The following is a 23,855-nucleotide window of genomic DNA, read 5'->3' as shown; positions in this document are numbered from 1 at the left end:
GTTCACGTCGAGGGGCGGACCGAGTGTCCGCCGAGTCGGCGGACCGAGTGTGTTCGGGGCCACCGAGGGCGTAGATTGTGTGTATCCCGAGGTTACTCACAAGTAGGAGGCAAGGATGCCTGCGCCGGAAGCCGGAGTCTTCGACCGTCTGAGCGCGCTCGCCGCGATCGACGACCACGAGGCTCGTTCGCGCAAAACGATCGCCGAGACGTTCACCGGCAAGCCGCTCGGCTCGGTGCCGGTCGGCACCGCCGAGGATGTGGTGTCGGCATTCGCGAAGGCCAGGTCCGCGCAGGCGCGCTGGGCGGCCCGCCCCGCCGGGGAGCGCGCTGCGGTATTCGAGCGCTTCCGCGGCCTGATCATCGAGAACCGCGAATCCCTGATGGATGTCATCCAGGCCGAGACCGGCAAAGCGCGCTGGGCGGCCCAGGAAGAGATCATGGGCATGATGTTCGCGGCCCGCTACTTCGCCAGGGTCGCGCCAGGTCTGCTGCGCCCGCGCAAGGTGCCTGGCGCCTTCCCGGTGCTGAACCGCGCCGCGGTGCACACCCAACCCAAGGGCGTCGTCGGCGTGATCGCGCCGTGGAACTACCCGATGGTGCTGTCCATCGGCGACGCGTTGCCCGCCCTGCTCGCGGGCAACGCGGTGGTGGTCAAGCCCGACAGCCAGACCCCGTACTCCGCGCTGGCCGCCGCCGAGCTGCTCTACCGCGCCGGCCTGCCGCGCGACCTGCTCGCTGTAGTGCCAGGCCCCGGCTCGGTGGTCGGCACCGCCATCGTCGACGCGTGCGACTACCTGATGTTCACCGGCTCCTCGGCCACCGGCCGCGCGCTGGCCGAGCAGTGCGGGCGCAGGCTCATCGGCTTCTCGGCCGAACTGGGCGGCAAGAACCCGATGATCGTCACCCGCGGGGCGAACCTGGACAAGGCCGCCAAAGCCGCGGTGCGCGCGTGCTTCTCCAACGCGGGCCAGCTGTGCATCTCGATCGAGCGCCTCTATGTCGAGAAGGCGGTCGCCGACGAGTTCACCGAGAAGTTCGTCGCCGCGGTGCGGGCCGCGAAACTGGGCGCGGCCTACGACAATTCGGCCGACATCGGCAGCCTCATCTCCGAGGCGCAGCTCGAGACGGTCACCAAGCACGTCGCCGACGCCACCTCCAAGGGCGCCAAGGTCCTCGCGGGCGGCAAGGCGCGCCCCGATCTCGGCCCGCTGTTCTTCGAGCCGACGGTGCTCGCCGACGTCACCGACGAGATGGAGTGCGGACGCAACGAGACCTTCGGCCCGCTGGTGTCGATCTACCCGGTCGACTCGGTGGAGGACGCCGTCCGGCTGGCCAACGACACCGAGTACGGGCTCAATGCCAGCGTGTGGGCGGAGAGCAAGTCGGCGGGCGAGAAGATCGCGCAGCGACTGCACGCAGGCACCGTGTGCGTCGACGAGGGCTACGCCCCGGCGTGGGGCACGACCGCGGCGCCGATGGGCGGCATGGGCATCTCCGGCGTCGGGCGCAGGCACGGCGCGGACGGCCTGCTGAAGTTCACCGAGCCGCAGACGGTGGTGGTCACCCGGTTCATGAATCTGGATCCGCCGCCGCTGGTTTCGCATGATCTGTGGCAGCGCTTCCTGATGCTGGTCGCGCGTAGCCTCAGGTTCCTGCCCGGCCGCTGATCCGCGCGCGGCCAGACCTGAATTCGGCCGCGTCTTCGGGAACCTGGCCGGCTCGGTCTGCGGTCGAGCCGGCCAGGTTCCCCGTCGCCGGCTCTCAGGTGAGCCGGTCGTCTCCGGTGCGCGGCGGCGGGCCCGCCGCCAATGCCGCCGCTTCCTCGTCGGTGAGCAGCCGGGACCGGACGAGGAATCGCACGCCGAGGGGCGCCTCCAGCGAGAATCCGCTGCCGCGCCCCGCCACCACGTCCACGGTGAGATGCGTGTGTTTCCATAACTGGAACTGATCGGCGCTCATCCACAATTCGGTGTGCCACGGTAGCTGCCCGACAAGCACATCGGCGGCGCCGACCCGGAACTCGCGTGCCGGGAAGCACAGGGGCGAGCTGCCGTCGCAGCACCCGCCGGACTGATGGAACAGTACCGGCCCGTGGTGTTCGATCAACCGGCGCAGCACCACTCGCGCCGCGTCGGTCATGCCGACGCGATGAACCCGGTTCTGCATGAGAGTGATCCGATTCCGCATCAGAAGAATCCGAGCTTGGTAGGGGAGTAGCTCACCAGCAGGTTCTTGGTCTGCTGATAGTGGTCGAGCATCATCCGGTGGTTCTCCCTGCCGATCCCGGACTTCTTGTATCCGCCGAAGGCGGCGTGCGCGGGATAGGCGTGATAGCAGTTGGTCCACACCCGGCCCGCCTTGATCGCCCGGCCCATTCGGTAGGCGGTGGAGCCGTCTCTGGTCCACACGCCCGCGCCGAGGCCGTAGAGCGTGTCGTTGGCGATCCGGACCGCTTCGTCGACGGTGTCGAAACGGGTCACCGCCACCACGGGTCCGAAGATCTCCTCTTGGAAGACGCGCATGGTGTTGTCGCCCTCCAGGACGGTGGGCTGGATGTAGTACCCGCCGGGCAGTCCGTCCACCTTGCGTGCTTCCCCTCCGCTGAGCACGCGGGCGCCTTCCTGCCTGCCGATGTCGATGTAGGACAGGATCTTCTCGTACTGGTCGTTACTGGCTTGGGCTCCGATCATGGTGGTGTCGTCGAGCGGGTGCCCGCCCTTGATGGCCGCGGTCCGCTCCAGGCAGCGGACCAGGAACTCGTCGTAGATGGACGAGTGGATCAGCGCGCGCGACGGGCAGGTGCACACCTCGCCTTGGTTGAGCGCGAACATCACGAAGCCTTCGACGGCCTTGTCCAGGAACGCGTCGTCGGCGGCCATGACATCCGGCAGGAAGATGTTGGGGCTCTTGCCGCCCAGCTCCAGGCTCACCGGGACGATGTTCTCGCTGGCGTACTGCATGATGAGCCGCCCGGTGGTGGTCTCGCCGGTGAACGCGATCTTGGCGACCCGGGGACTGGTGGCCAGCGGCTTGCCCGCCTCGACGCCGAAACCGTTGACCACGTTGAGAACTCCTGGCGGGAGCAGATCGGCGATCAACTCCACCACGAGCAGGATCGAGGCGGGCGTCTGTTCGGCGGGCTTGAGCACCACGCAGTTCCCCGCGGCCAGGGCAGGGGCCAGCTTCCACGCCGCCATCAGGATCGGGAAGTTCCACGGGATTATCTGACCGACCACGCCGAGCGGCTCGGAGAAGTGGTAGGCGACGGTGTCGGCGTCGATCTGGGAAATGCTGCCCTCCTGGGCGCGGATGACGCCCGCGAAGTAGCGGAAGTGGTCGACCGCCAAAGGCAGGTCGGCGGCCAATGTTTCGCGGACCGGCTTGCCGTTGTCCCACGTCTCGGCGACCGCGAGCGGTTCGAGGCTGTTCTCGATGCGCGCGGCGATCTCGAGGAGGATGTTCGCGCGCACGGTCGGCGAGGTCGCGGCCCACGCCTCGGCCGCGTGATGCGCGGCCTCCAGCGCCATATCGATGTCGGCGGCGGTGGAGCGGGCGACCGAGCAGAAGGTCTCGCCGTCGACGGGGGAGGGATTGTCGAAGTAGCGGCCCTCGATCGGAGTGGCCCAATCGCCCCCGATGAAATTGTCGTAGCGGGTGGCGTAACCGACTATTGCGGCGTCGGAACCCGGTTTGGCGTAGATCATCGCAATCACTCCTCGCGCGAAACCCCCGGCGCACGCCACTATGAACGGCGAAGGTTGGCGGGAGGTTGGTGGCCGGGCTCAGTCGTTCCTGGCGTTGTGCAGCCGGGCGGCGACGACGGCGCGGCGCACGTCGTCGGCGGGCAGCAGTCGCAGAGCGTGCTCGTGCACCGCGATATCGCCCCCGGCGCGCTCACCGAAGGCGATGGCGTGCTCGGGCCGGTCGCTGGCCAGCACCGCGGTGCGTATGCCGACGTCCAAGTAGTCGCGCCATTCGACGACTCCGGGGGTGTCGGAACCGGGGAGCAGCGGGCCGCGGTAGTGCCACACCGCGCCGGACGTGTCGCCCGAGGTGATGGCGGCGAGCAGGTCGACGGCATCGCAGGACAGCGGTCCGGTCAGCGTGTAGCGGCGATTGGCGATCTCGCCGCCGGTGGCCCGGCGCAGATGCGAGACATCGGCTTTCAGCGTGCTCGCCGAGACGGGGCGATCGCCGTACACCGCGGCGTGCAGCCGATCGGGGGTGTAGCCGTCCGGTTCCAGCGCGAGCAGGGTGAGGATCTCCAGTTGTCGCGGCGGCAGCGGCACCGGCCTGCCGTGGCGCAACAGCCGTGCGGCGCCGAGACATTCGAGTCGCACCCGTTCGGCGGGCGGCGGCGCGCTCGTGCGAAGCACCGCCTCGACCGCCGTGACCAGGGACCGCACCGAGGCCATCGCCATCGGATGCGAGCGGCTCCAGTCGCTGGACAGATCGAGCAGGCCGAGCAGTCTGCCGTCCGGCGCGTGGATCGGCGCGGCATAGCAGACCCAGCCGTGCAGCGCGGCGACGAGGTGTTCGGCGGCGAACACGGCGGCAGGCCGGTCGTGGTGCAGCGCGAGGGAAAGTCCGTTGGTGCCCATCTGGCTTTCGTCCCAGCAGCCGCCCGGTGCGAAGTTCACCTCCTCGGCCTGACGGCGCAGCTTCCGGTCACCGGCGGACCACAGGATGGTGCCCGCCGCGTCGGTGACCACCGCCACGTACTCGGCGTCCTCGGCGATGCCGCGTATCTGGCCCGCCAGTTCGGTGATGGGCCCGCGGAGCGGGGATTCCGCCCACCGATCATCGATCCGGTCGAGCCCCGGTGCGGCTTTGCGGCCGGGATCGACGGTGTGCAGCGAGCGCTGCCAGGAGCGCACCACATCGGTGCGCAGGACGCCGGACTCGCGCCGGATTCGCGCGCGAGTCCCGGCGGTCGATGCCCACCGGGTCCATTCCTTTTCCAGTTCTGCCCGCTGCTGGGTGAGCGACGGTGCCACCTCGGAAAACCTCTGTCGTCGAGTGAACTCGCCTCGTGAACCCATCATGGCCGACGCGCCCGCGCGACGCGCCGATTTCCGGGCCTAGGCTCGTACGCATGGACAAGCGAGAGCGACCGGCCCGGATCGCCGACGTGCACGCCATCGCGCGCGGGATGCCGCACGTGACCAACGCGGCAGGCCCGCGCGGCAACGCCATCTACCAGGTGGGCGGCAAGTCGTTCGTGTTCTTTCGCACGCCGCGCCCGGACGCCGTTGATCCGCGGACCGGCGAACGCTACCCCGACGTCATCGTGTTCTGGGTGCCCTCGGAATCGGACAAGCAAGCCCTCGTACAGGATCCGGACGCGCCGTTCTTCACCACACCGCACTTCGACGGACACCCCTCGGTGCTGGTGCGCGCATGCCGCCTGCACGAGATCACCCTCGGCGAACTCACCGAGATCATCCAGGACGCCTGGCTCGCCCGAGCATCCCGCAAACGCGCCGCAGACTGGCTCGCCGCCCATCGGCTCCCGCCGCTCGCCTGAGTGGTCGAAGTGTCCTGCGTACGAAGCATTCTCGGCACGACGTGTCGGGACTTCTTCGCCGGTGAACCGGACAAGTCAGTAGTGGCGCCGGGGTTGACGATTCGCTTCCGACAGCGCTCGTCTCGCCGCCGCGCGCACCTCATTTGTTGAGGAAGATGCCCGCCACGTCGGCGTTCTTGATGGGCGTCTCGGCGTTGCGCTGGGTGGCGCAGAGCAGGTCGACGGAGATGATGGTGGCGTCGACGACGGTGCCCGCGGGTTCGCGGTCGTCACCGGTCTGCTGTTTGACGAACTTCGTGATCGTCGTGCGCTTGGTGTCGGGGTCCTGGGTGACGTACTCGTTGCACGGTGTGTCGCCGCCCTTGTTGAGAGCCCGCTCTATATCGGTGCAGCCCGCCAGCAGCAGTGCGGCGGCCACCATCCCGAGGCCGGTCCGTATCACGGTGGCGTTCATCTGCTCCTCCTGGTCGCATCGGTCGAGCGGATGGGCCGCCGCGATCGGTACGAGGGTAAGGGTGCCGGGTCGGAGGCGAGCCACGCGGCCCACAGGATCGTCGTATAACCCAGTCGCTCCGTGCCTCTGTTCATCTCGACCGAACTTCGATACAGTCTGTTTTGTAGATATGAAACATTCTGTCTCACAAGGAGTTCTGTGCGACCACCGGATCCACGCGCGGTGCGCAGTCGCGATGCCGCGCTCGCATCGGCCCGAGAGCTGTTGATCGAGCGGGGATTGGCCGGTCTGACGCACGGTGCCGTCGCGGCGCGCAGCGGGATCAGCCGGGCCACGCTGTACCGGCACTGGCCGGAGCCGCCCGATCTGGTTCGCGCCACGCTGGCACTGCACATCACCCTGTCGCAGTCGCGGCCGACCGGCGACTTGCGCGCCGACCTGCTGACCGAACTCGCGGCAACCCGCGCGATGCTGCACGAACCGGCGAGCGAGCAGGGAATGCGCGTGATGATCGAAAGAGCCGCTGTCGACCCTGAATTCGCGGAAGTGAAGGAGGCGCTGTACCGCTCTGGCACCCGGGTGGTGCGCGCGATCCTCGCCGATGCCATCGCGCGCGCCGAACTGCCTGCCGAACTCGATATCGACCTCGCCATCGATCAGCTGCACGGTCCGCTGTTCTTCCGGCGGCTGGTCGCGAACCGGACCTTCGATCTCGACTACGTGCACGCGGTCGTCGACGACTTCCTGCGCTGCCATTCCACGAAACTCCCACGTCAGCAAGGAACCTCGTGACATGACGACTCCGGCCACCAGAAGTCTTTCCGTCGCACGCGTTCTCGCCGTGCTCGTCGCACTCGCCACCATGTTCGGGGCACTATTGGCCGATTTCGTCATCCCGGCGGGCGCGGCCCAGCACCTTCGCAACGACGCGTGGCTGCCCCACGCGAAGTTTCACGACGCCCAGTACATCGTTCTCTCGATCCTGCTCGGCGTGGTCGCACTGACACTGCTTGTGCAGCGCGGGGGCGGTTCACGATCCCGCGTGTGGACGGCCTGTGCGATCCTGGCCACGCCATGGCTGGGTCTGCTGGGCGCGATACTGTTCCCCGGCGCCGCCGTGCACGACCCCGAATTCGACAACGTGTCGATCATCGGTCTGCATCCCCAGGTGCTGCTGGCCGTGATTCTGCTGACGATACTGCTCGTCGCCGTCCTGTTCACCGCCCGAACCGGACCGGGAGAACTGACATGACAGGTGCCGCGCGTCGGCATGGGTGACGAACGAAGCCGAATCGAGCAGTACTGCCCGCCGTTCGAGCCGCAGTGGCCGGTGCAGGGGCGATGACCAGGGCCGCGTGGGTCTCCCGCCGGGGCGAGGTTGGTCGCGGTGCCATTTCTTGCCAGACCGCCGCGGCTACGGCATCGCGCTGAGGGCGCTGGTCGACGCGTTCGGCGCCTGCCGTCCGCAGGTGATCCTCGAGCGGCCCCCGACACGCATCTGTCAGCAAAGGCTGGCATCGATACAGGCCAGGAGCTTCCACTGCTCTGCCGGGATGGTGAACGGCTCGGCTGGTAGCGCCTGAAGGCATACGTGATCGGCGCCGGCGGCGATATGGGCGGCGATGCGTTGTCGCACTTGGTCTTCCCCGATCGCGACCAACGCGTTGACGAGCCGGTCGCTGCCGGGTGCGGTGAGATCGGCGTCGGTGAAGCCGAGTCGCTGCCAGCTCGCCCGGTAACCAGGGTTGGACAGGTAGGCGCCCACGTGTGCGTGAGCGCGTGTGCGGGCGTCGGCGTCGCCGGCCCCGACCACGACGGCCTGTTCGACTACGAGCATCCGGTCCGGTCCGAGAGTGGCGCGGGCCTGCGCGGTGTGTTCGGGCGTCACAAGATAGGTGATAGCGCCGTCGGCCCTGTCCCGGGCCAGCTGCAAGGCGCGCGGACCGAGCGCCGCCAGCACGCGAGGTAACCGACCGGAGTCCGGCAGTCCGAGCTGGGCTCGCAAGGTGTCCGGTGTGTCGAGATCGTCGAGGTAGTCGCGCAAGGTGGCCAGCGGTCTGTGGTATTCGAGTCCGAGTACTCCTTCGATGACGCGGGGATTGGATGTGCCGGTCCCGAACACGAACCGATCCGGGTAGGCATCCAGGACGGCCCGGGCCGAGGCTCGCATCCAGTGTGGATGGCGGCCGTATGTCACCGCGATCCCCGTGCCGACCAGCAGTCTGCGGGTCGCGGCGAGCAGTCCGGCGGCAGTGACGAACGGGTCGTGCGCGAGCCCTTCGCTGAGCCAGATCGCGCCCAAACCCAGTTCCTCCAGCTCCGCTGCCAGCCCCGTCGCCACGGCCGGTGCTTGCAGATCGAGCCCGTTCACCCAGATGCCGGTGCGCGGCAAATTTGTCGGCAACATCATGGTCGACTCCCGTCCACTACAATTCGGAATGCCACTCCGAATATACGGAGTGGCATTCCGATTCGCCGAGGAGCCCTGTGAAGCAAGCAGATTCACTGCCACCGGGCGGCGTACGAGCCGATGCCCGCCGCAGCCGCGCACGACTGCTCGAGGCCGCCCGCACGATGTTCGCCAGCGAAGGCGTCGATGTGTCGTTCAACGAGATCGCCCGCCGCGCCGGTGTCGGCCCTGCCACTCTCTATCGGCACTTCCCGCAGCGAGAAGACCTCATCGCCGCCGTGGTCGGCACCAGTCTCGACGAGGTCACCACACTCGCGAGCACCCTTGACACCGATCCCGATCCCGCTGCGGCCCTGTCGTTATGGGTTGCCGCGCTGGTGTCGCACATTCGCCGTGTGCGGGGGCTGTCCGAGGAGATCGTGCGTGCTCTCGAGGTCCCCGACAGCCCATTGGCGCCGCATTGCGCCGCAGCACTGGCTGCGGCCGACACCGTGCTGGTCCGAGCCCAACGGGCAGGACGTGCGCACTCCGAGGCCACCACCGACGACATTGTCAAGATCGCCAGCGCAATCGCGTGGACCAGTGACCAGTCCGACATCACCGCGGCGGCCACCGACCGTCTTCTCGACCTTGTGCTGCACGGCATCATCGGCCCGGGCAGAACGTAACCCTTGCACGCCTGCCACCACTCTTTCGCCGAGGCGGGCGTTATCCACTCGGTCCAGTCGACGGGCAGTAGGCGGTGATGTCTGTCCGCGATCAGGCGAGGCAGGTGCGCAGTGGAACGTTGAGCTCGGCCGAGGTCAGTGAACCGTGGTGGCCGACCATGGCCGATTGGAGTGGTTCGGCGCCGGTCCGGATGACGCCGCGCGGTCCGAGCGCGGCGACGACGAGATCGCCGATCCGCTCGGCCACCGCGGGTCCGACGATGGGGCCGAACCAGCCGCGTTCGATCACCTCGGCGCGTGACAGCACCGCGAAGTCGGGGCCGAGCGTTTCTCGCCATGCCGCCGCGACGTCGTCCACCGCGCCCTCGATGGTGTAGACGTGCCGGGCGCGCGGTTCGCCGCCGAGCCGGTGGACGCCTGCGCTCAGTGCGTCGACGGCGTCGAAGTCCACGGTTCCGGTCAGCTCCACCATGCCGTGATCGGCGGTCACCAGCAGTGCGGCGTCGGGCGGCAGGTGTTCGGCGATGGTGGCGGCCAAGCGGTCCACGTGCGCGAGCTCCAGCCGCCACGCGTCCGAGGATGGGCCGCGCACATGGCCGGTGGTGTCCAGGTCGCCGTGGTAGGCGTAGACGAGCGAGCGGTCGCCCGTGCGCAACGCCTGGGCGACGCCGTCGACCTGGTCGCCGAACGACAGGCTCGGGCGGAACGCGCAACCGCGCAGCACGGCCCTGGTCAGCCCGGAGCCCGCCTGGTACATCGGGGCGACCTGGCTGACGCTGATCCCGGCGCGGGCGGCGCGTTCGAATACCGTTGCGGTGGGCTGGAACTGCTCAGGGACCAGTTCGCGCAGCAGGTCCACCTTCGGGCCCTCGCCGTGCAACCGCCAGCGCAGTGCGTTCACCAACCGGTCGTAGCCGGGCACGTTCATCAGATAGCCGACGATGCCGTGTTCACCCGGCGGCACCCCGACGCCGAGGGAGCTCAGGCTGGTCGCGGTCGTGCTCGGGAAACCGGCCGCCAGCTCGGTCGCGGCGAGGCCGGACAGGAACGGCGCCTCTTCCGCGTGCGCGGCGAGCGCTTCCGCGCCGAGCCCGTCCACCAGCAGGACGCAGACCCGGCGCGCGGACAGGCCGAGGCCGAGCCGATCGTCCTCGCCGGGGACGCCCAGACAGGCGAGGACGGAGGGAAACAGGTCGGCCAGGGAACCCGAGCCGTAGCGTGGCGCGTCGAACACGACGTCAGAATGTCAAGATCGGCGCCGCCACGGCAAGGGTTTCAGGCCTGTCCGGTCTCGAATCGGCTGATCTTGCCGTCGCGCACGGTGAAACGCCACGAGGTGCGCATCGATCCCCAGCGCGAGTTCGTGTAGTCGGCGAGCAATTCGATGCCGCCGTCGATCACCGTTTCGACCTGCATCCTGCCGTTGCTGGCGAAGACCTCCGAATCGGTCCACTGCTCGACATCGCGTTCCACGCCGTCGTCGGACATGGTGGCGTCCTCGGTGAGCACCGAGTGGAAGCGGTCGCGGTCGTTGGCGTTGAGCGCGTCGACGAACTCTTGCACGATGGGGTCGAGCTGCTGCTGTACGGACATCCGGTCATCCCTCTCGAATCACGTATTCGGGTCGAGCAGTGACGGAACAGCAAACATCTGGCGCCCACTCTAGGGCAGAAATGCGGCGCGACGCGTCAAGACCCGGGCGCGAGGAGTGCGGACATCGTGCGCATTACGTCCTCGACCAGTTCGGGCGCGGTGGTGCCGAGCTGAACCGCCCGCTTCTCCAGCTGACCGTCCAGCCACAGCGAGGCGAGTCCGTGGCCGATGCCCCACCAGGTGATGCCGAGAATATCCGCTTTGTCGGCGGGCAGCAGACCGGCCGCAACACACTCGCCGATGGCGTCGGCCAGGATCGCGAAGGCGGCGTCGCCGGCGACGATGGTATCGGGGTGCTTCTCCGGCTGGGAGAGCTCAGGGCGGAACATCAGCCGGAAATAGCCGCGCTGCTCGCGAGAGAAGCGGACGTAGGCGCCCGCCAGCGCGCCGAGGGTGTCGAGCGGCGAGCCGGTCGTGGCGTTCCGCGCGGCGGTGAGTTCGGCGGCGAGCAGCTCGAATCCCTTGGTGGACAGCGTCGCGAGCAGCGCGGCCCGATCGGCGAAATGATGGTACGGCGCGCCGGTGCTGACGCCCGCCTCCCTGGCGACCCGGCGCAGGCTCACCGCCGCGATGCCTTCGGTTTCGATCAGGCGCAGGCAGGCGGCGATCAGCTCATCACGCAGTGCGCCGTGGTGGTAACTGGTCCGCTTCACCAACCGAGCGTATGCGACGAGGGCTGGCCAACCTATCTATGCGCTGCTTAGATTATCTGAGCGGCGCTTAGATTCCGGCCGCGCCCCTCTTACCCTGACAGGTGGGACACATGAGCAAACAGGTACTCGTCACCGGCGCAACGGGATTCATCGCCGGACACGTGATCGCTGAACTTCTCGAACACGGCTACCCGGTGCGCGCCACCGTGCGCGACCTGGCGAACACCGGCAAGCGCGCGCACCTCGTCGAGCTCGCGCGCCGCCTCGGCGCGGACCTCGAGTTCGTCGCCGCCGACCTCGACCGCGACGCCGGGTGGGCGGAGGCCGTCGCAGGCTGCGCGTACGTGCTGCACGTGGCCTCGCCGTTCCCGTCGTACATCCCCGACGACGAGCGCGAACTCGTCGAACCGGCCGTCCAGGGCACGCTGCGGGTGCTGCGCGCGTCCGCCGCCGAGCCCGGCGTGCGGCGGGTCGTGGTGACCTCCTCGATCGCCGCGATCGCGTACGGCCACGAAGCCGACGCCGTGCGCACCGAGGCGGATTGGTCGGTGGTCGGGCGGATTCCGCCCTATCAGAAGAGCAAGACGCTGGCCGAACGGGCGGCGTGGCAGTTCGTCGGCGACCTGCCCGCCGAGCGCGGGCTCGAGCTGGCCGCGGTGAACCCGGGCATGGTGCTCGGTCCGCTGCAGAGCCCCGTCACCAGCACCTCGCACGAACCGATCCGGCGGCTCATGGCACGGGACGTCCCCGGCTCGGTGCGCACCGGCTGGACCCCGGTCGACGTGCGCGATCTGGCCGTCGCGCATCGGCTCGCGATGGAACTGCCGCAGGCGGCGGGCAACCGGTACATCTGCGCGGCCGATCCGCTGTGGATGGCCGAGCTGGCGCAGATCCTGGCCGACGAATACAACCCGCGCGGGCTGCGGGTGCCGACCCGTGTGCTGCCCGACTGGCTGATCCGGTTCATCGCGCGATTCGACAAGGGCGTTCGGTTGGCCGTTCCGGTGCTCGGCCGCACCGAGATGGTCACCGCGGACAAGGCGCGCGCGGAACTCGGCTGGACCATGCGCCCCGTCCGGGACACCGTGCTCGACACTGCCGAGAGCCTGCTCGCCTTCGGTGTCGTGAACGCGCCGGGCGTCCGCCCCCGTCCGGCCGCGCCGCGTCCGGCCTCGAACACGATCGGCGGCTAGGGGTTCGGGCATGGTGATCGTCACCGCGATCCTCGCGGCACTCGGGCTGGCGCGGCGTCCGGTGCCCGCGCTCAGCGCGGCGGTGGCGTTGCTCGGTCTCGGTCTCGGCGTCGCCCTCACGGCGAGTGCGTTGGCCGAGTGCTGAGCGCACCCGGTGCCAGGTGGCGGCTGGGCCGCGCCGCCGGGTAGACAGGACTGGTGACTGTGCAGCGTCCCTTCCGTTTCGGCGTGAACATGGTGGTCCCCGAGTCCAGGTCCCGGTGGATCGAAAAGTGCCGCAGGGCAGAGGAACTCGGATTCGACGTGGTCGGCGTCGCCGATCATCTCGGCCTGCCCGCCCCGTTTCCCGCCATGATCGTGGCGGCCGAGGCCACCGAACGCGTGCGGCTCAACACCTTCGTGCTCAACACCGCCTTCTACAACCCGGTGCTGCTGGCCCGCGACGCGGCGGGCGCGGACCAGCTGACCGACGGTCGCGTGGAACTCGGGCTCGGGGCGGGCTACGTGCGGGCCGAGTTCGACACCGCCGGAATCCCTTTCGAGAGTGGTGCCAAGCGGGTGCGGCACTTGGAGCGCACCGTCACGACGCTGCGGAGATTGTTCGCCGACCCGGACTACCAGCCGCGCCCGGCGCAGCCGTCGGGTCCGCCGCTGCTGCTGGCCGGGTGGGGCGACCGGCTGTTGAAGCTCGCCGCCGAACAGGCCGACATCATCGCCTTCGCGGGCGGGGGAGCGACGCCCGGCGGCCCGGTGCAGCTCGCCGACGAGGACACCACCGCCGAGCGGGTCGCCTACGTCGGCGGGTTGCTCGGCCCCCGCGCGGGCGAGGTGGAGCTCAATCTGCTCATCCAGCGGGTGATCTCGCGCGCCGACTGGCCCGCGCTGGCCGATGCGTACGCACCGGCGCTGCCGCCCTCGGCCGCCGGCCACCCCGAGCGCATTCCCACCCTGCTGATCGGTTCCCCCGACGAGGGCGCCGACCGCGTTCGCGAACTGCGCGAGCGCTTCGGATTCAGCTACCTCACCGTGCTGGAGGACAGCATGGAACAGTTCGGCCCGATCATCGAGCGTCTGCGCTGACCGGCAGCGGCTCGCACGCTACGCGGGGCGCTGCCACAACAGGGTGTAGCGAAACATGAGGCGTCGCCGAATCCTTGCGCCGTGCAGGGTCTTCGCCGCGCACGCGCGAATGTCGTCGAGCGTCTCCTCGGGGTCCCGCATCGCCACATCGGGTCCGCTCGGATATGTGATCTGCGTCACTGCGCACTCGCCATTTTGTCGGTTCGCGATGGCATGGTGTTCGGCATGCCATCTACCGAATCGGCCGCCTCGGTCGACGTCATCCGGGTGCTCGGGGCCAGCGAGCACAACCTGCGCGACGTTTCGCTCGAGATACCGAAGAACAAGATCACCGTCTTCACCGGCGTGTCCGGATCGGGCAAGTCGTCCATCGTGTTCGACACCATCGCCGTGGAGTCCCAGCGCCAGCTCTACGCCACCTTCCCGGCATTCGTCCTCAACTTCCTGCCGCGATACGAGCGCCCGCACGCCGAGGCGATCGAGAACCTGACCGCGCCGGTCATCATCGACCAGCAGCCGGTCGGCGGCGGCCCTCGCTCCACCGTCGGCACCATGACGGACATCTACTCGATGGTGCGTGCTATGTTCGCCCGATTCGGTTCGCCCTCTGCGGGATTCGTCTACAACTACTCGTTCAACGTCCCCCAGGGCATGTGCCCGGACTGCGACGGGCTCGGCATGACGGTGCGCGCGGATCCGGAGCGCTTGGTGGATCGCGGCAAGTCGCTCAACGAAGGAGCCATCCTGCTCCCCGGTTACGGTGTGGGCAGCGGTGATTGGCAGCTCTACGGCAATTCCGGCCGCTTCGATCCGGACAAGAAGCTGGCCGACTACACCGAGGCCGAGTATCAGGACTTCCTGTACGGCAGTGGCGGCAAGGTGGAGCTGACCTTCGCGAAGGGCACCTGGAAGGCCGAATACGAGGGACTGGCCGCGAAGTTCACCCGCACTCGGCTGCAACGCGACACCTCGACGCTCAGCGAGAAGACCCGCGAGCAGATGCAGAAGTTCCTCACCGAGGGCGTCTGCTCGACCTGCCGTGGCGCGCGGCTCAATGCCGCCGCATTGGCCACCGAGATCGGCGACCGCAACATCGCCGACTGGTCGAGCATGCAGATCACCGATCTCATGGCCGTGCTGGACGAGATCACCGACCCCGCGGCGCTCGGCCTGGCCGACGCCATCAGGACCGCGCTGCGGCGGGTGGCCGACATCGGGCTCGGCTACCTGAGCCTGGATCGCCCGACCTCGACGCTTTCCGGCGGTGAAGGCCAGCGGCTGAAGATGATCAAGCATCTGTCCAGCACGCTGATCGGGATGACCTACATCTTCGACGAACCGAGCGTCGGACTGCACCCGCGTGACGTCGGCAGGCTCAACGATCTTCTGAAAGCGTTGCGGGACAAGGGCAACACCGTGCTGGTGGTCGAGCACGATCCGGACGTCATCCGGATCGCCGACCACATCGTCGATGTCGGCCCGCGCGCGGGCGTGCACGGCGGACAGGTGGTGTTCCAAGGCAGCTTCGCCGAACTGCGGGACGCCGACACCCCGACCGGCGCCGGTCTGCGCAGGCCGTTCACCCTCAAGGACACCTTCCGCGCCGCCACGGGAAAATTGCTGATCGAGAATGCCACCGTGCACAACCTGCGCGATGTCACCGTCGCCATCCCCACCGGGGTGCTCACCTCCGTCACCGGCGTGGCGGGTTCGGGCAAGAGCAGCCTCATCCGCGACGTGTTCGTGCGCGAGCATCCCGAGGCGCTGTTCGTCGACCAGTCGCCCATCGCCGCGTCCTCACGGTCGACGCCAGCGACCTACTTGGGACTGATGGATCCGATCCGCAAGCTGTTCGCCAAGGCGACCGGGGAGTCGCCGAGCCTGTTCAGCTTCAACTCCGACGGCGCGTGTCAGCAGTGCGAGGGCCGCGGTGTGGTGGTCACCGAGATCGCCTACATGGACCCGGTCGCCACGCACTGCGACGCCTGCGACGGCCGCCGCTTCTCCGAGAACGTGCTCGGGCACACGCTGCGCGGCAAATCCATCGCGGACGTGCTGGAGATGTCGGCGGAGGAGGCGCTCGGCTTCTTCCCCGAGAAGGCGCTGAATGCCAAGTTGCGCACCATGAACGAGGTCGGCCTGGAGTACCTGAGCCTCGGCCAGGCGATGAGCACGCTGTCCGGCGGTGAACGCCAGCGCATCAAACTGGCCACCCAGTTGCAGAACACGGGGTCGATCTACGTGCTGGACGAGCCGACCACCGGACTGCACATGTCCGATGTCGACACCCTGCTCGCGCTGATGGACGGACTCGTCGATCGCGGCAACACCGTCGTCGTCATCGAACACAACCTCGACGTCGTCGCCCACTCCGACTGGGTGATCGACCTGGGCCCGGACGGCGGCAAGGACGGCGGGCGAATCGTATTCACCGGCACCCCTGCCGACCTCATGGACCACCCGACCTCGTTGACCGGCGAGTACCTGCGCGAGTACAAAGCGGCCTGAACCGGACCGGGACCGCGGCCGCACCGTCGAGATTGGTTGCGGCCGCGAGTCTTTCCGCCGACGACGACGGAGAATTCGCGAATCAGGGACGTGGCTGACCGTCCTGTCCAGGGTGTGGCGTCGAGGACTATTCGAATGGTGTCGCGCCTAAGGGTGAGCGGGGCGGGTTCTTCGACCGGCGCGGGCCGGTCCCTTGGTGAGGCACCGCTAGGATGCGCGCATGCATGTGCGGAAGTCGCGGCGGTCGAACACGGTGTTCCGATCGATGCGGACGACGCTGGGCGTGGCGGCCGCCTGCCTGATGCTCGCCGTGATCTGCGTGATCGCGATCGTGACCGGAACGGCCGTGATCGCGGGCAAGATCGGCGCACTGGTGTTCCTCGCGATCGGCGCCGAGATCACGTGGTCGGGGCTGCGGCGCAGGCCGGATCTGGTGATCACCGACGAGGTCGTGGAACACCGGGCGTTCGGCCGGATCGCGTGGTCGACCGTGGATCACGTCCGGGTGCGCCGTTGCCCGGGCGGCGACGCCATCGATCTGGTGCTCACACACCCCGATCCGGAGTACGCGCTCGCCACCGCGCCGTCCATTCCGATGACCTCGCTGTCGGTGCCGCTGCTTCGGGTCACCGAGGCGATGCGCAGGCACCGGCCGAGCCTCGAGATCACGGCCGACCAAGCGTTCAGGCGGCCGCGTATTCGGTGAGCCAGGACGGGAATTCGGTGAGATCGCTCAGCACGATGTCGGCGCCCGCCGCGCGCAGCTCGGCGGCGTCGCACGGTCCGGTCGTGACGCCGACCGCGAACGCGTCGGCCGCCTTGGCGCCGCGCATGTCACCGGCGTGATCGCCGACGTAGACGGTCGCCCCTTGCGCGCGCAGCGCCTCGGCCTTGCCGGTGGACCACAGCCCGCCCGCGAGGTGGTCGATCCGCCAGCCCAGCTCGTCGAGATGCAGCTGCGCGTGCGGCTGGTACTTGCCGGTCACCACCATCAGCCGTCCGCTGCGCGCGGCCACCGCGTCCAGGGCCGCATCCGCACCGGGCATAGCGGGGACCCGCGGCACCACGTCGGGATACAGCTCGCGGTAGCGGGCGATCAGGGCGGGAATGAGCTCGTCCGGCGCGCCGGCCTCGGCCAGCAGCAGATCGAGCGGCGGGCCGAGGCGCTGCACGAAGTCGGCGCCCCTCAGCGGCAGCTGGAACTCCGCGGCGACGGTGTCGATGGCGAAGGAGACTCCCGGTCGCGAGTCGATCAGCGTCATGTCGAGGTCGAAACCGACGGTCCAGGTCACCCGTCGACTCTAGAGGGACGCGACCGGACCGGGTCCGCCGGGAGCGCGGAGGCGCCCGGTCAGTTCGTGCAGCGGGTCCGATCCGCGGGCAGCTCGCCGTCGTAGAGGTAGGCGACGACGATGGCGTCCACGCAGGACGAACCGTTGTCGAAGGCGATGTGACCGTCGTGTTCGTTGATCACGAGCACGGCGTGGGCGAGGGCGGCGGCGACATGTTCGGCGTCCTCTAGCGGGGTGGCCGGGTCGCCGCTGTTGTTCAGCAGCAAGATCGGCGGCGCACCCGCCGCGTGCACGCCTTGCGACTCCTGCGTCGGCGGCACCGGCCAGAACAGGCACAGCGGGGTGCTGAAAACGCGGTTCGCGCCGAACAGCGGTGACTGCACCGCCGCCCATTCGGCCTCGCGCGTCAGTTCCCCGAGAATCACGTCCTCGGACTTCGACCGCCACGCGCGCGGGTCGTCGTTCAGGCATTCCACCGACCAGAACGCCGGATCCGACGAGCTGTAGCGCCCCTGGTCGCGGCCGACGTAGAGGTCGGCCAGCTCGGCGAGCCCGGTGCCGTCTCCGCGCAGCGCGTCGGCGAACGCGCGCTCGAATCGCGGCCAGTAACGCTCGTCGTAGGTCGCCTGGAAGATGCCGAGAAGCGCCAGATTGGAGCCGACTCGGCGGCCGTCGGAGGTGCGGATGGGTTCGGCGTCCACCCGATCGATCAGGCCGCGCAGCCGCTGCATGGCGGCGTCCGCGTCGTTGCCGACGGGGCAGTCCGCGCGTCGCGCGCAGGCGTCGAGCATGGTGCGCACCAAGCGATCTCGCGGCGCGAGCTCCCCCGGCGCCGGGGGGCCGGACGTGTCGAGCGCCTCCCACCGGTCGGTGGGCAGACTCGGGTCGTCCACGGAGTCGAGCACCATCCGCCCGACTCGATCCGGGAATCGCTCGGCATACAGCTGCCCGATCCGGGTGCCGTAGGAGAAGCCGAAGAAATTCAGCTTCGCCTCGCCGAGCGCCGAACGCATGATGTCCATGTCGCGCACCACGAACTCGGTGCCGACGAAACCGAGCAAGGTGCCGGTATTGCGCAGGCACGCGGTGGCGTAGCGGCGGTGCGCCTCGGCGACCGACCGGCGGCCCGCCTCGTCGACCGGGGTGAAATCGGTGGCCAGGTAGTCGTCCATCGCGCGGTCGCTCAGGCATCGCACGGGCGCGGTCCGGCCGACGCCGCGCGGGTCGAAACCGACCAGGTCGTAGCGGATGCGGAACTTGCGCAGCCCGGTGTCCTGCGGGTCGAGCGCGGAAAGCACGTTCTCGTAACCGGATTCGCCGGGACCGCCGGGATTGCTGGTGAGCACGCCGAGGCGCCGGGCGGGATTGACGGCGCGCAAACGCACCAGCGGCATGGCGATGGCGGCGGTTTCGGGGTGGTCGTAGTCGACGGGCACGCGAATCTCGCCGCATTCGGCGCCGGGCAGTCCCGCGCAGGACGACCAATCGATTCGCTGAGCCTCGTAATCGTGCAGTGTGGGCAGCGGGGCGGGGGAGGGCGTGGCCCGGCCGTCCACCCTCGGCCCGATGACGCATCCCGACACCAGCAATCCCATGGCCGCAACCACGGCCACCAGTACGCACCGACTCGCTCGCACTGTCGTCCCCCGATCCTCCGCGATGTTCTCCGGCGGATGTATCGCGCCGCGCCCACCGAGAATTCACGGAGGGCCCCCTCGAAGATAGCGAGAATGCGGCGATCCATATGGATCTCCGCGCATCGCGGCTCGGTCGTCCCGAGGAGGTCGCCTTTCGGTCAGTGCGAGAAGGGGTCGAAGCGGCGTCCGGTGAGCCGAGCGGGAAGGAGCCCGTCGGTGACAGTGCCGTCCAGGGCCTGGAAGGTGTCGTTCGCCGTGCCGGTGAACTCCGTTTCGCGAACGGTCAATTCGAATTGGACGACGCCCTTGCGTATCCGGCTCGGATCGTCGCGCGACCGCGCAGCGCGCGAACGACGGCGATCGGCGCGGATCTCCCCGCGTGGCGGCATCCGGCGGTACGGTTGGTTCCCGACGCAGGTTTCGCCTCGCGGAAGGGCCGGGAGATGGATTCGAATCTGCAGCAGCGGCTCGTGGCGTTGTTCCAGCGAACAGCGGCGACCGTACCCGCTTATCGCGCCTTCCTCGACCACCACGGCATCGACCCCGCTTCGGTCGTCGACGCCGCGGGATTCGCGCGAGTTCCGCTGATCACCAAGGAGAACTACCACCATCGCTATCCGCTGCCGCAGCGGTGCCGCGACGGCGATCTCGGCGCGTGCGACCTGATCGCGGTATCGTCCGGTTCGACGGGCGAGCCCGCCTTCTGGCCCCGATCCGCCGCCGACGAAGCCGCCGCGACCCGGCGCTTCGAACAGGTCCTCGTGCACGGCTTCGACGCCACCCACCGGCGCACCCTCGCCGTGGTGTGCTTCCCGCTCGGCACCTGGGTCGGCGGCCTCTACACGCTGTCCTGTCTGCGCGGGCTGGCCGCCGAACTGGCTATGACGATCGTCGCGCCGGGCAACAACAAGGCCGAGATCCTGCGCGTGATACCGGAACTCGGTCCGCACTTCGACCAGGTGGTGCTGTTCGGTTATCCGCCCTTCCTCAAGGACGTCATCGACACCGGCTTGCGCGAAGGCGTCGTCTGGTCGCGCTTCGCACCGAAACTGGTGTGCGCGGGCGAGGTCTTCAGCGAACAGTGGCGCGATCTCATGGGCAAGCGCGCCGGCCTGGATCCGGTCCGCGACGTCGCCGCGGTCTACGGCACCGCGGACGGCGGCGTGCTCGGCAACGAGACCCCGCTCAGCGTGCGCATCCGGCGGTTCCTCGCCGAGCATCCCGGTCCGGCGCGGGAACTGTTCGGCGGCCAGCGGCTGCCGACCCTCATGCAGTACAACCCCGCGGACCGGTACTTCGAAACCGTCGACGGCACACTGGTGTTCACCGCGGACTCCGGTGTGCCGCTGATTCGTTATCACATCGCCGACGACGGCGGCGTCATCCCGCACGAGCGCCTGGTGGAGTTCTGCAAGGCGCACGGCTTCGAACCCGACGAGGAGACCGGCCCCGACCTGCCGTTCGTCTTCGTCTTCGGCCGCGCGATCCACGCCGTCTCGGTGTTCGGCGCCAACGTCTTTCCCGAGACGGTGTCGCTCGGGCTGGAGCGGGCGGAGATCAGCGACTGGGTCACCGGGAAGTTCGTGCTGGAGGCGTGGGAGGACGCCGACCGCGACCGGCTGCTGCGCATCACGGTCGAGCTCGGGCCCGGCGAGCCGAACACCGCCGAGCGCACCCGGCTCGTCGCCACCGCGATCCGGGACGAATTACTCACGCACAACAGCGAATACGCGAACTATGTGCCCGCCGAGCGTCATCTGCCACACGTCGAACTGCGCCCGGCGGGCGACCCGGACTACTTCCCGGTGGGAGTCAAGCACCGCTATACGCGGTGACCTCGCCGCATCCCGGATTCACCCGCCGGCTCCGGCCACGTACTCTCCATCGCCGACGCGGCCCCCTATGCGGTCGCGACGTCCGAGTTTTCCGTTCGGTCGTGAACCGGCCGCAGTTCGGGACGCTTGGCGGTGCGGCCGTCGCCGGACGATCGTCCGGTCAGCCTTCGGCCCAGCCAGGGCCCGAGAAAACTTGCCGCCCAGCGCAATTCGTTCGCCGCGGTGGACAGGGCGCCGCAGGTGGGCAGTGGCGGGTGCAGGGATTCGGTCCAGCGGTCGTCGGCGCCGGGCAGCCGCAGCGCGTAGGCGAGGGCGTCGGCGATGCGCTGATGTCCGAGCGGCCCCGCGTGCAGCCGATCCGTGCTCCAGAGGCGGGGATCGGTGACGACCGGGTAGGGCGTCGTGTCGGCCACGACGACGCCATGCCGTTCGGCGGAGGCGCGGATGCGTTGGTTCATCGCGGTGACCCGGCCGCTGAGCGGACGCGCGAGCGGGGTGATGCGGGCGACGTCGGGGAAGGTCAGCGTCGCCACGACCACGCCGCGGGCGGTGAGGGCGGCGAACATGGCATCGAGGTGGCCGACGACCTCGTCGGCGTCGAATCCGGGGCGCAGCAGGTCGTTGAACCCGGCGACCACGGTCGCCAGATCGGGGCGCAGCGCCAGCGCGGCGTCGAGCTGTTCGGCGTGTACCTGGTGAGCGAGTTTGCCGCGGACGGCGAGATTGGCGTAGTGCAGGTCCGGTTCGATCGTGGCGAGCCGTTCGGCGAGACGGTCGGCCAGGCCGCGCAATCCGGTCCGGTCGTCGCCGTCGCCGACGCCTTCGGTCTGGCTGTCGCCGAGCGCGACGTATCGCGAGTAGCTGGTCATGCGGCACGCGCCGTCGAGTGCGGGAGATCGGCAAACATGAAAACAAAATATGCGCCTATTAAATTACTTGTCCATAGAGCGTGGTGATCATCACGACTTGCTGTCGGTGATCGATCGCCGGATCGCCGCGCATGTGTAGCGCTTCGCCTGCGCCGAGCCTCGTCGCCGCGATAACCAGCTCTCGCGAGCACTCGAGCGTCACCACACCGGAAACCCTTGCGGTGATCTGGGTTTCAGTGTTTCGTCTCCAGCTGTCGCCTATCCCGGACTCGGAGCCGCCGTCGACGATATGGTGGGCGGATCGGCCCGTTGCCGTCGAGTGCTCGCGTATCTTGCTCTGGCGCAAAGTTGTTCGTGTCGCCATGGCCGATGAGCGCGGAGCCGCATCAACTGGCCGCTTTTCGTCCATGAGATCGGCAGACTGCTCGTGTCACTAGGCTGTCCGGCGTGAGCGTGTACAACGAGCGGCTGCAGCGCCTTGGCCGGCGGGCGGCGCAACTCATCGACGATGCCGAAAATCTCGACGAAGCGACACGGGATCTGGTTTACCTCGCCGTCCTGGCCGCGGACTTCGATTACCAGGTGAAGAACGGTGGCTTCGGGCAGCTGATCTACAACCTGGGACGTGAGCGGTTGGAGCAGTGCGACGGCATGCTGCGCGCGGTGGGTGCGCCGGTCGCGTCGTCCTTTTACGTGCGCGCGGCGATGCGTTGTGCCGAAGACCTGGCCGACTTCGAGCAATTCATGGCCGACTTCACCACGCCGACCGAGGTGGGCCGGGACCTGACAGCGCTCAGCGTCGAGTATCTGCGTGGCGACACCAGCTTCGATGACGAGATCGCCGAGTTTCTCGACGTCGTGGATGCCCGACTCTGACCGGGCAGTTCGGTCGAGTGGTGTCCGGGCAGCAGCTCCGGCGCGATCGTCGCACTGGAGCTGCTGACACCGCGGCGACCTCGTCCGCACGCCGACCGCGCGCGAGTCGCCTTGTCACACAGCCGGACCGAGTCAGTCGAGGCAGAACTCGTTGCCCTCGGGATCGGCCATCACGATGAAGCCCGCGCTGAGCGGCGGCTCGGGCTCGTGGCGACGTGCACGTTTCGCTCCCAGCGCGACAAGCCGGTCGCACTCGGCCTCCAGCGCCGCCATGCGTTCCTCGCCCTGGAGCCCCGGAGCGGCGCGGACGTCGAGGTGGACGCGGTTCTTGGCGACTTTGCCCTCCGGCACCTGCTGGAAGAACAGTCGCGGGCCGTGCCCGTCCGGGTCCTCGATGGCCGATTTCGTGTTGCGCTGCTCCGGCGGTACGCCGATACGAGCGAGGAACTCGTCCCACGCGGCCAGCGGGTCGGCGTCGGCGGGCAGGTCGACTCCGGGCGGGCCGGGGTGGACATAGCCGAGCGCGTCGCGCCAGAAGGTGGACAGCGCCTTCGGATCGTTGGCGTCGAAGGTGATCTGGATGTGGCGGCTCATCGAGTTGCTCCGTTCCCGGCGGGTTGCGTGTGCAGGTAGAGGTCGCGCAGCAGGCAGACCTCGGACAAGTGGTGGATCAGTTCGCGATGGATGTGTAGTACCAGGTCGGCCATGGATGCCTCGGGATAGGGCTCCTTCGGGCCGGCCTTGCGTCGCAGTCCGGCGTCCCCGAGGTCGCGTACTCCGGCGAGCCATATGCCGAGCTGGGTTTCGAGCTGGTCGAGTGCGGCAGCGGCGTCGCCCGCGTATGACCAGGTTTCGTAGGAGGCGGGCGGTGCGCCGAAGTGCGCCGCGTTGCGCACGGCGAGCACGCCGACGATGACGTGGCCGAGTCGCCACGCGATCGTGGTGAACGCCGCGGGGCCCGAGCCAGGAACCGCATAGTCGATCGTGAAGTCTCCCGCGCCTGCTTGGATCGGCGCGGTCGAGCTGCCGCGCGGCCGCACGCTCCACGCGTCCGGTATCGGCGACCAGAAGTACTCGTCGTCGGTGAGACCGTCGAGCCGGGGTCGCAATTGATTGTCCCAGTGGACCTCCCACTGCTCGCGCAGCGTCCGGTTCCAGTCGAGTCGTTCTATGTCAGCTTCCATGCGGCTACCCTGAC

28 protein-coding genes are annotated in these 23,855 nt (G+C 68.7%); 12 read left to right on the top strand and 16 right to left on the bottom strand.

What is annotated here, in order from left to right; genetic code table 11:
* The first annotated feature begins 115 nt into the window (after positions 1–115).
* The gene (locus NX1_RS09540) at positions 116–1,669 is read left to right on the top strand and encodes a succinic semialdehyde dehydrogenase (protein ID WP_068056682.1); all 1,554 of its coding nucleotides are present in this window, start codon (positions 116–118) and stop codon (positions 1,667–1,669) included.
* Between the two features lie 94 nt (positions 1,670–1,763).
* Here the strand turns inward: NX1_RS09540 and NX1_RS09535 are convergent, their stop codons facing one another.
* From NX1_RS09535 to NX1_RS09525, 3 genes are all read right to left on the bottom strand, one after another.
* Positions 1,764–2,168, bottom strand: coding sequence for a DUF779 domain-containing protein (locus NX1_RS09535; RefSeq protein WP_068056681.1), 405 nt, complete (start codon positions 2,166–2,168; stop codon positions 1,764–1,766).
* A gap of 20 nt (positions 2,169–2,188) precedes the next feature.
* On the bottom strand, positions 2,189–3,706 hold the full coding sequence (gene exaC / locus NX1_RS09530; protein ID WP_068056680.1) for an acetaldehyde dehydrogenase ExaC: 1,518 nt from the start codon (positions 3,704–3,706) through the stop codon (positions 2,189–2,191).
* A gap of 78 nt (positions 3,707–3,784) precedes the next feature.
* A complete protein-coding gene (locus NX1_RS09525) occupies positions 3,785–4,999 on the bottom strand; it encodes a GAF domain-containing protein (RefSeq protein WP_245668407.1) in 1,215 nt (404 codons plus the stop codon).
* A gap of 98 nt (positions 5,000–5,097) precedes the next feature.
* Here NX1_RS09525 and NX1_RS09520 point away from each other — a divergent pair, with 98 nt between their 5' ends.
* Positions 5,098–5,529: an MmcQ/YjbR family DNA-binding protein gene (locus tag NX1_RS09520; RefSeq protein ID WP_068056679.1), complete on the top strand. Its 432-nt coding sequence runs from the start codon at positions 5,098–5,100 to the stop codon at positions 5,527–5,529.
* Between the two features lie 139 nt (positions 5,530–5,668).
* Here the strand turns inward: NX1_RS09520 and NX1_RS09515 are convergent, their stop codons facing one another.
* Positions 5,669–5,983 (bottom strand): hypothetical protein, encoded by a 315-nt coding sequence (locus tag NX1_RS09515; RefSeq protein ID WP_068056802.1) that lies wholly within the window; start codon positions 5,981–5,983, stop codon positions 5,669–5,671.
* Between the two features lie 120 nt (positions 5,984–6,103).
* Between NX1_RS09515 and NX1_RS09510 the strand changes: the two genes are divergently transcribed.
* Both NX1_RS09510 and NX1_RS09505 read left to right on the top strand, forming a co-directional pair.
* Positions 6,104–6,775 carry a TetR/AcrR family transcriptional regulator gene (locus tag NX1_RS09510; protein WP_245668406.1) on the top strand — a complete coding sequence of 224 codons (672 nt, stop codon included), beginning with the start codon at positions 6,104–6,106 and terminating at the stop codon, positions 6,773–6,775.
* Between the two features lies 1 nt (position 6,776).
* On the top strand, positions 6,777–7,235 hold the full coding sequence (locus tag NX1_RS09505) for a hypothetical protein (RefSeq protein WP_068056677.1): 459 nt from the start codon (positions 6,777–6,779) through the stop codon (positions 7,233–7,235).
* A 249-nt stretch (positions 7,236–7,484) separates the two neighbouring features.
* Here NX1_RS09505 and NX1_RS09500 read toward each other — a convergent pair whose 3' ends face one another.
* Positions 7,485–8,393, bottom strand: a complete 909-nt coding sequence (locus tag NX1_RS09500; protein WP_084501271.1) for a TIGR03620 family F420-dependent LLM class oxidoreductase — start codon at positions 8,391–8,393, stop codon at positions 7,485–7,487.
* Between the two features lie 77 nt (positions 8,394–8,470).
* Here NX1_RS09500 and NX1_RS09495 point away from each other — a divergent pair, with 77 nt between their 5' ends.
* A complete protein-coding gene (locus NX1_RS09495) occupies positions 8,471–9,061 on the top strand; it encodes a TetR/AcrR family transcriptional regulator (RefSeq protein WP_084501270.1) in 591 nt (196 codons plus the stop codon).
* A gap of 91 nt (positions 9,062–9,152) precedes the next feature.
* Here NX1_RS09495 and NX1_RS09490 read toward each other — a convergent pair whose 3' ends face one another.
* From NX1_RS09490 to NX1_RS09480, 3 genes are all read right to left on the bottom strand, one after another.
* A complete protein-coding gene (locus NX1_RS09490) occupies positions 9,153–10,295 on the bottom strand; it encodes an alkaline phosphatase family protein (RefSeq protein WP_068056676.1) in 1,143 nt (380 codons plus the stop codon).
* 41 nt (positions 10,296–10,336) lie between these two features.
* Entirely contained in the window at positions 10,337–10,654 is a 318-nt protein-coding gene (locus NX1_RS09485; protein ID WP_068056675.1) for a nuclear transport factor 2 family protein, read from the bottom strand.
* Positions 10,655–10,749: 95 nt separating this feature from the next.
* Positions 10,750–11,367: a TetR/AcrR family transcriptional regulator gene (locus NX1_RS09480; protein WP_068056798.1), complete on the bottom strand. Its 618-nt coding sequence runs from the start codon at positions 11,365–11,367 to the stop codon at positions 10,750–10,752.
* A gap of 110 nt (positions 11,368–11,477) precedes the next feature.
* Between NX1_RS09480 and NX1_RS09475 the strand changes: the two genes are divergently transcribed.
* Genes NX1_RS09475 through NX1_RS09470 form a run of 3 tightly spaced genes read left to right on the top strand, consistent with a single transcriptional unit; the run spans position 11,478 to position 13,640 of the window.
* Complete coding sequence (locus tag NX1_RS09475; RefSeq protein WP_068056673.1) at positions 11,478–12,560, top strand: SDR family oxidoreductase; 1,083 nt, start codon at positions 11,478–11,480, stop codon at positions 12,558–12,560.
* Between the two features lie 10 nt (positions 12,561–12,570).
* Positions 12,571–12,705 (top strand): hypothetical protein, encoded by a 135-nt coding sequence (locus NX1_RS38360; protein ID WP_281216120.1) that lies wholly within the window; start codon positions 12,571–12,573, stop codon positions 12,703–12,705.
* 53 nt (positions 12,706–12,758) lie between these two features.
* Positions 12,759–13,640, top strand: a complete 882-nt coding sequence (locus NX1_RS09470) for a TIGR03621 family F420-dependent LLM class oxidoreductase (RefSeq protein WP_157119643.1) — start codon at positions 12,759–12,761, stop codon at positions 13,638–13,640.
* An 18-nt stretch (positions 13,641–13,658) separates the two neighbouring features.
* On the opposite strand, the gene NX1_RS36120 is transcribed toward NX1_RS09470, so the two are convergent.
* The gene (locus tag NX1_RS36120) at positions 13,659–13,820 is read right to left on the bottom strand and encodes a hypothetical protein (RefSeq protein WP_157119642.1); all 162 of its coding nucleotides are present in this window, start codon (positions 13,818–13,820) and stop codon (positions 13,659–13,661) included.
* A gap of 45 nt (positions 13,821–13,865) precedes the next feature.
* Here NX1_RS36120 and NX1_RS09465 point away from each other — a divergent pair, with 45 nt between their 5' ends.
* Together NX1_RS09465 and NX1_RS09460 are read left to right on the top strand one after the other, a co-directional pair.
* On the top strand, positions 13,866–16,148 hold the full coding sequence (locus NX1_RS09465) for an ATP-binding cassette domain-containing protein (RefSeq protein ID WP_068056795.1): 2,283 nt from the start codon (positions 13,866–13,868) through the stop codon (positions 16,146–16,148).
* A gap of 265 nt (positions 16,149–16,413) precedes the next feature.
* Positions 16,414–16,854, top strand: coding sequence for a hypothetical protein (locus NX1_RS09460; RefSeq protein ID WP_068056671.1), 441 nt, complete (start codon positions 16,414–16,416; stop codon positions 16,852–16,854).
* Here NX1_RS09460 and NX1_RS09455 read toward each other — a convergent pair.
* From NX1_RS09455 to NX1_RS36115, 3 genes are all read right to left on the bottom strand, one after another.
* Positions 16,832–17,440, bottom strand: a complete 609-nt coding sequence (locus NX1_RS09455) for an HAD family hydrolase (protein WP_068056669.1) — start codon at positions 17,438–17,440, stop codon at positions 16,832–16,834. The genes NX1_RS09460 and NX1_RS09455 overlap by 23 nt on opposite strands.
* Before the next feature lie 59 nt (positions 17,441–17,499).
* The gene (locus NX1_RS09450; protein ID WP_068056667.1) at positions 17,500–19,035 is read right to left on the bottom strand and encodes an alpha/beta hydrolase; all 1,536 of its coding nucleotides are present in this window, start codon (positions 19,033–19,035) and stop codon (positions 17,500–17,502) included.
* 200 nt (positions 19,036–19,235) lie between these two features.
* Entirely contained in the window at positions 19,236–19,466 is a 231-nt protein-coding gene (locus NX1_RS36115) for a hypothetical protein (RefSeq protein WP_157119641.1), read from the bottom strand.
* Between the two features lie 54 nt (positions 19,467–19,520).
* Here NX1_RS36115 and NX1_RS09445 point away from each other — a divergent pair, with 54 nt between their 5' ends.
* Positions 19,521–20,912, top strand: a complete 1,392-nt coding sequence (locus NX1_RS09445) for a phenylacetate--CoA ligase family protein (protein ID WP_068056793.1) — start codon at positions 19,521–19,523, stop codon at positions 20,910–20,912.
* 65 nt (positions 20,913–20,977) lie between these two features.
* Here the strand turns inward: NX1_RS09445 and NX1_RS09440 are convergent, their stop codons facing one another.
* The gene (locus NX1_RS09440; RefSeq protein ID WP_068056665.1) at positions 20,978–21,781 is read right to left on the bottom strand and encodes an SGNH/GDSL hydrolase family protein; all 804 of its coding nucleotides are present in this window, start codon (positions 21,779–21,781) and stop codon (positions 20,978–20,980) included.
* 58 nt (positions 21,782–21,839) lie between these two features.
* Positions 21,840–22,190, bottom strand: coding sequence for a hypothetical protein (locus tag NX1_RS09435; protein WP_157119640.1), 351 nt, complete (start codon positions 22,188–22,190; stop codon positions 21,840–21,842).
* 38 nt (positions 22,191–22,228) lie between these two features.
* Here NX1_RS09435 and NX1_RS09430 point away from each other — a divergent pair, with 38 nt between their 5' ends.
* The gene (locus NX1_RS09430) at positions 22,229–22,657 is read left to right on the top strand and encodes a DMP19 family protein (protein ID WP_068056661.1); all 429 of its coding nucleotides are present in this window, start codon (positions 22,229–22,231) and stop codon (positions 22,655–22,657) included.
* Between the two features lie 132 nt (positions 22,658–22,789).
* Here NX1_RS09430 and NX1_RS09425 read toward each other — a convergent pair whose 3' ends face one another.
* Both NX1_RS09425 and NX1_RS09420 read right to left on the bottom strand, forming a co-directional pair.
* A complete protein-coding gene (locus NX1_RS09425; RefSeq protein WP_068056659.1) occupies positions 22,790–23,251 on the bottom strand; it encodes a VOC family protein in 462 nt (153 codons plus the stop codon).
* Positions 23,248–23,841: a DinB family protein gene (locus tag NX1_RS09420; protein WP_068056657.1), complete on the bottom strand. Its 594-nt coding sequence runs from the start codon at positions 23,839–23,841 to the stop codon at positions 23,248–23,250. The genes NX1_RS09425 and NX1_RS09420 overlap by 4 nt, the downstream gene beginning before the upstream one ends.
* Positions 23,842–23,855 lie beyond the last annotated feature (14 nt).

Origin of the sequence: Nocardia xishanensis NBRC 101358 (assembly GCF_001613365.1) — a bacterium.
Classification (GTDB): domain Bacteria; phylum Actinomycetota; class Actinomycetes; order Mycobacteriales; family Mycobacteriaceae; genus Nocardia; species Nocardia xishanensis.
Note: the sequence above shows the minus strand (reverse complement) of the source record. Positions and strands in the feature narration are given on the sequence as shown.

What these genes read in the sequence shown, in the direction of transcription:
- NX1_RS09440 (WP_068056665.1), bottom strand. Translation starts at nt 21,781, where the DNA reads ATGACCAGCTACTCGCGATACGTCGCGCTCGGCGACAGCCAGACCGAA.
- NX1_RS09540 (WP_068056682.1), top strand. Translation starts at nt 116, where the DNA reads ATGCCTGCGCCGGAAGCCGGAGTCTTCGACCGTCTGAGCGCGCTCGCC.
- NX1_RS09515 (WP_068056802.1), bottom strand. Translation starts at nt 5,983, where the DNA reads ATGAACGCCACCGTGATACGGACCGGCCTCGGGATGGTGGCCGCCGCA.
- NX1_RS09520 (WP_068056679.1), top strand. Translation starts at nt 5,098, where the DNA reads ATGGACAAGCGAGAGCGACCGGCCCGGATCGCCGACGTGCACGCCATC.
- NX1_RS09450 (WP_068056667.1), bottom strand. Translation starts at nt 19,035, where the DNA reads ATGGGATTGCTGGTGTCGGGATGCGTCATCGGGCCGAGGGTGGACGGC.
- NX1_RS09485 (WP_068056675.1), bottom strand. Translation starts at nt 10,654, where the DNA reads ATGTCCGTACAGCAGCAGCTCGACCCCATCGTGCAAGAGTTCGTCGAC.
- NX1_RS09425 (WP_068056659.1), bottom strand. Translation starts at nt 23,251, where the DNA reads ATGAGCCGCCACATCCAGATCACCTTCGACGCCAACGATCCGAAGGCG.
- NX1_RS09500 (WP_084501271.1), bottom strand. Translation starts at nt 8,393, where the DNA reads ATGATGTTGCCGACAAATTTGCCGCGCACCGGCATCTGGGTGAACGGG.
- NX1_RS09535 (WP_068056681.1), bottom strand. Translation starts at nt 2,168, where the DNA reads ATGCAGAACCGGGTTCATCGCGTCGGCATGACCGACGCGGCGCGAGTG.
- NX1_RS09445 (WP_068056793.1), top strand. Translation starts at nt 19,521, where the DNA reads ATGGATTCGAATCTGCAGCAGCGGCTCGTGGCGTTGTTCCAGCGAACA.
- NX1_RS09465 (WP_068056795.1), top strand. Translation starts at nt 13,866, where the DNA reads ATGCCATCTACCGAATCGGCCGCCTCGGTCGACGTCATCCGGGTGCTC.
- NX1_RS36115 (WP_157119641.1), bottom strand. Translation starts at nt 19,466, where the DNA reads ATGCCGCCACGCGGGGAGATCCGCGCCGATCGCCGTCGTTCGCGCGCT.
- NX1_RS09505 (WP_068056677.1), top strand. Translation starts at nt 6,777, where the DNA reads ATGACGACTCCGGCCACCAGAAGTCTTTCCGTCGCACGCGTTCTCGCC.
- NX1_RS38360 (WP_281216120.1), top strand. Translation starts at nt 12,571, where the DNA reads ATGGTGATCGTCACCGCGATCCTCGCGGCACTCGGGCTGGCGCGGCGT.
- NX1_RS09435 (WP_157119640.1), bottom strand. Translation starts at nt 22,190, where the DNA reads ATGGACGAAAAGCGGCCAGTTGATGCGGCTCCGCGCTCATCGGCCATG.
- NX1_RS09475 (WP_068056673.1), top strand. Translation starts at nt 11,478, where the DNA reads ATGAGCAAACAGGTACTCGTCACCGGCGCAACGGGATTCATCGCCGGA.
- NX1_RS09460 (WP_068056671.1), top strand. Translation starts at nt 16,414, where the DNA reads ATGCGGACGACGCTGGGCGTGGCGGCCGCCTGCCTGATGCTCGCCGTG.
- exaC (WP_068056680.1), bottom strand. Translation starts at nt 3,706, where the DNA reads ATGATCTACGCCAAACCGGGTTCCGACGCCGCAATAGTCGGTTACGCC.
- NX1_RS09420 (WP_068056657.1), bottom strand. Translation starts at nt 23,841, where the DNA reads ATGGAAGCTGACATAGAACGACTCGACTGGAACCGGACGCTGCGCGAG.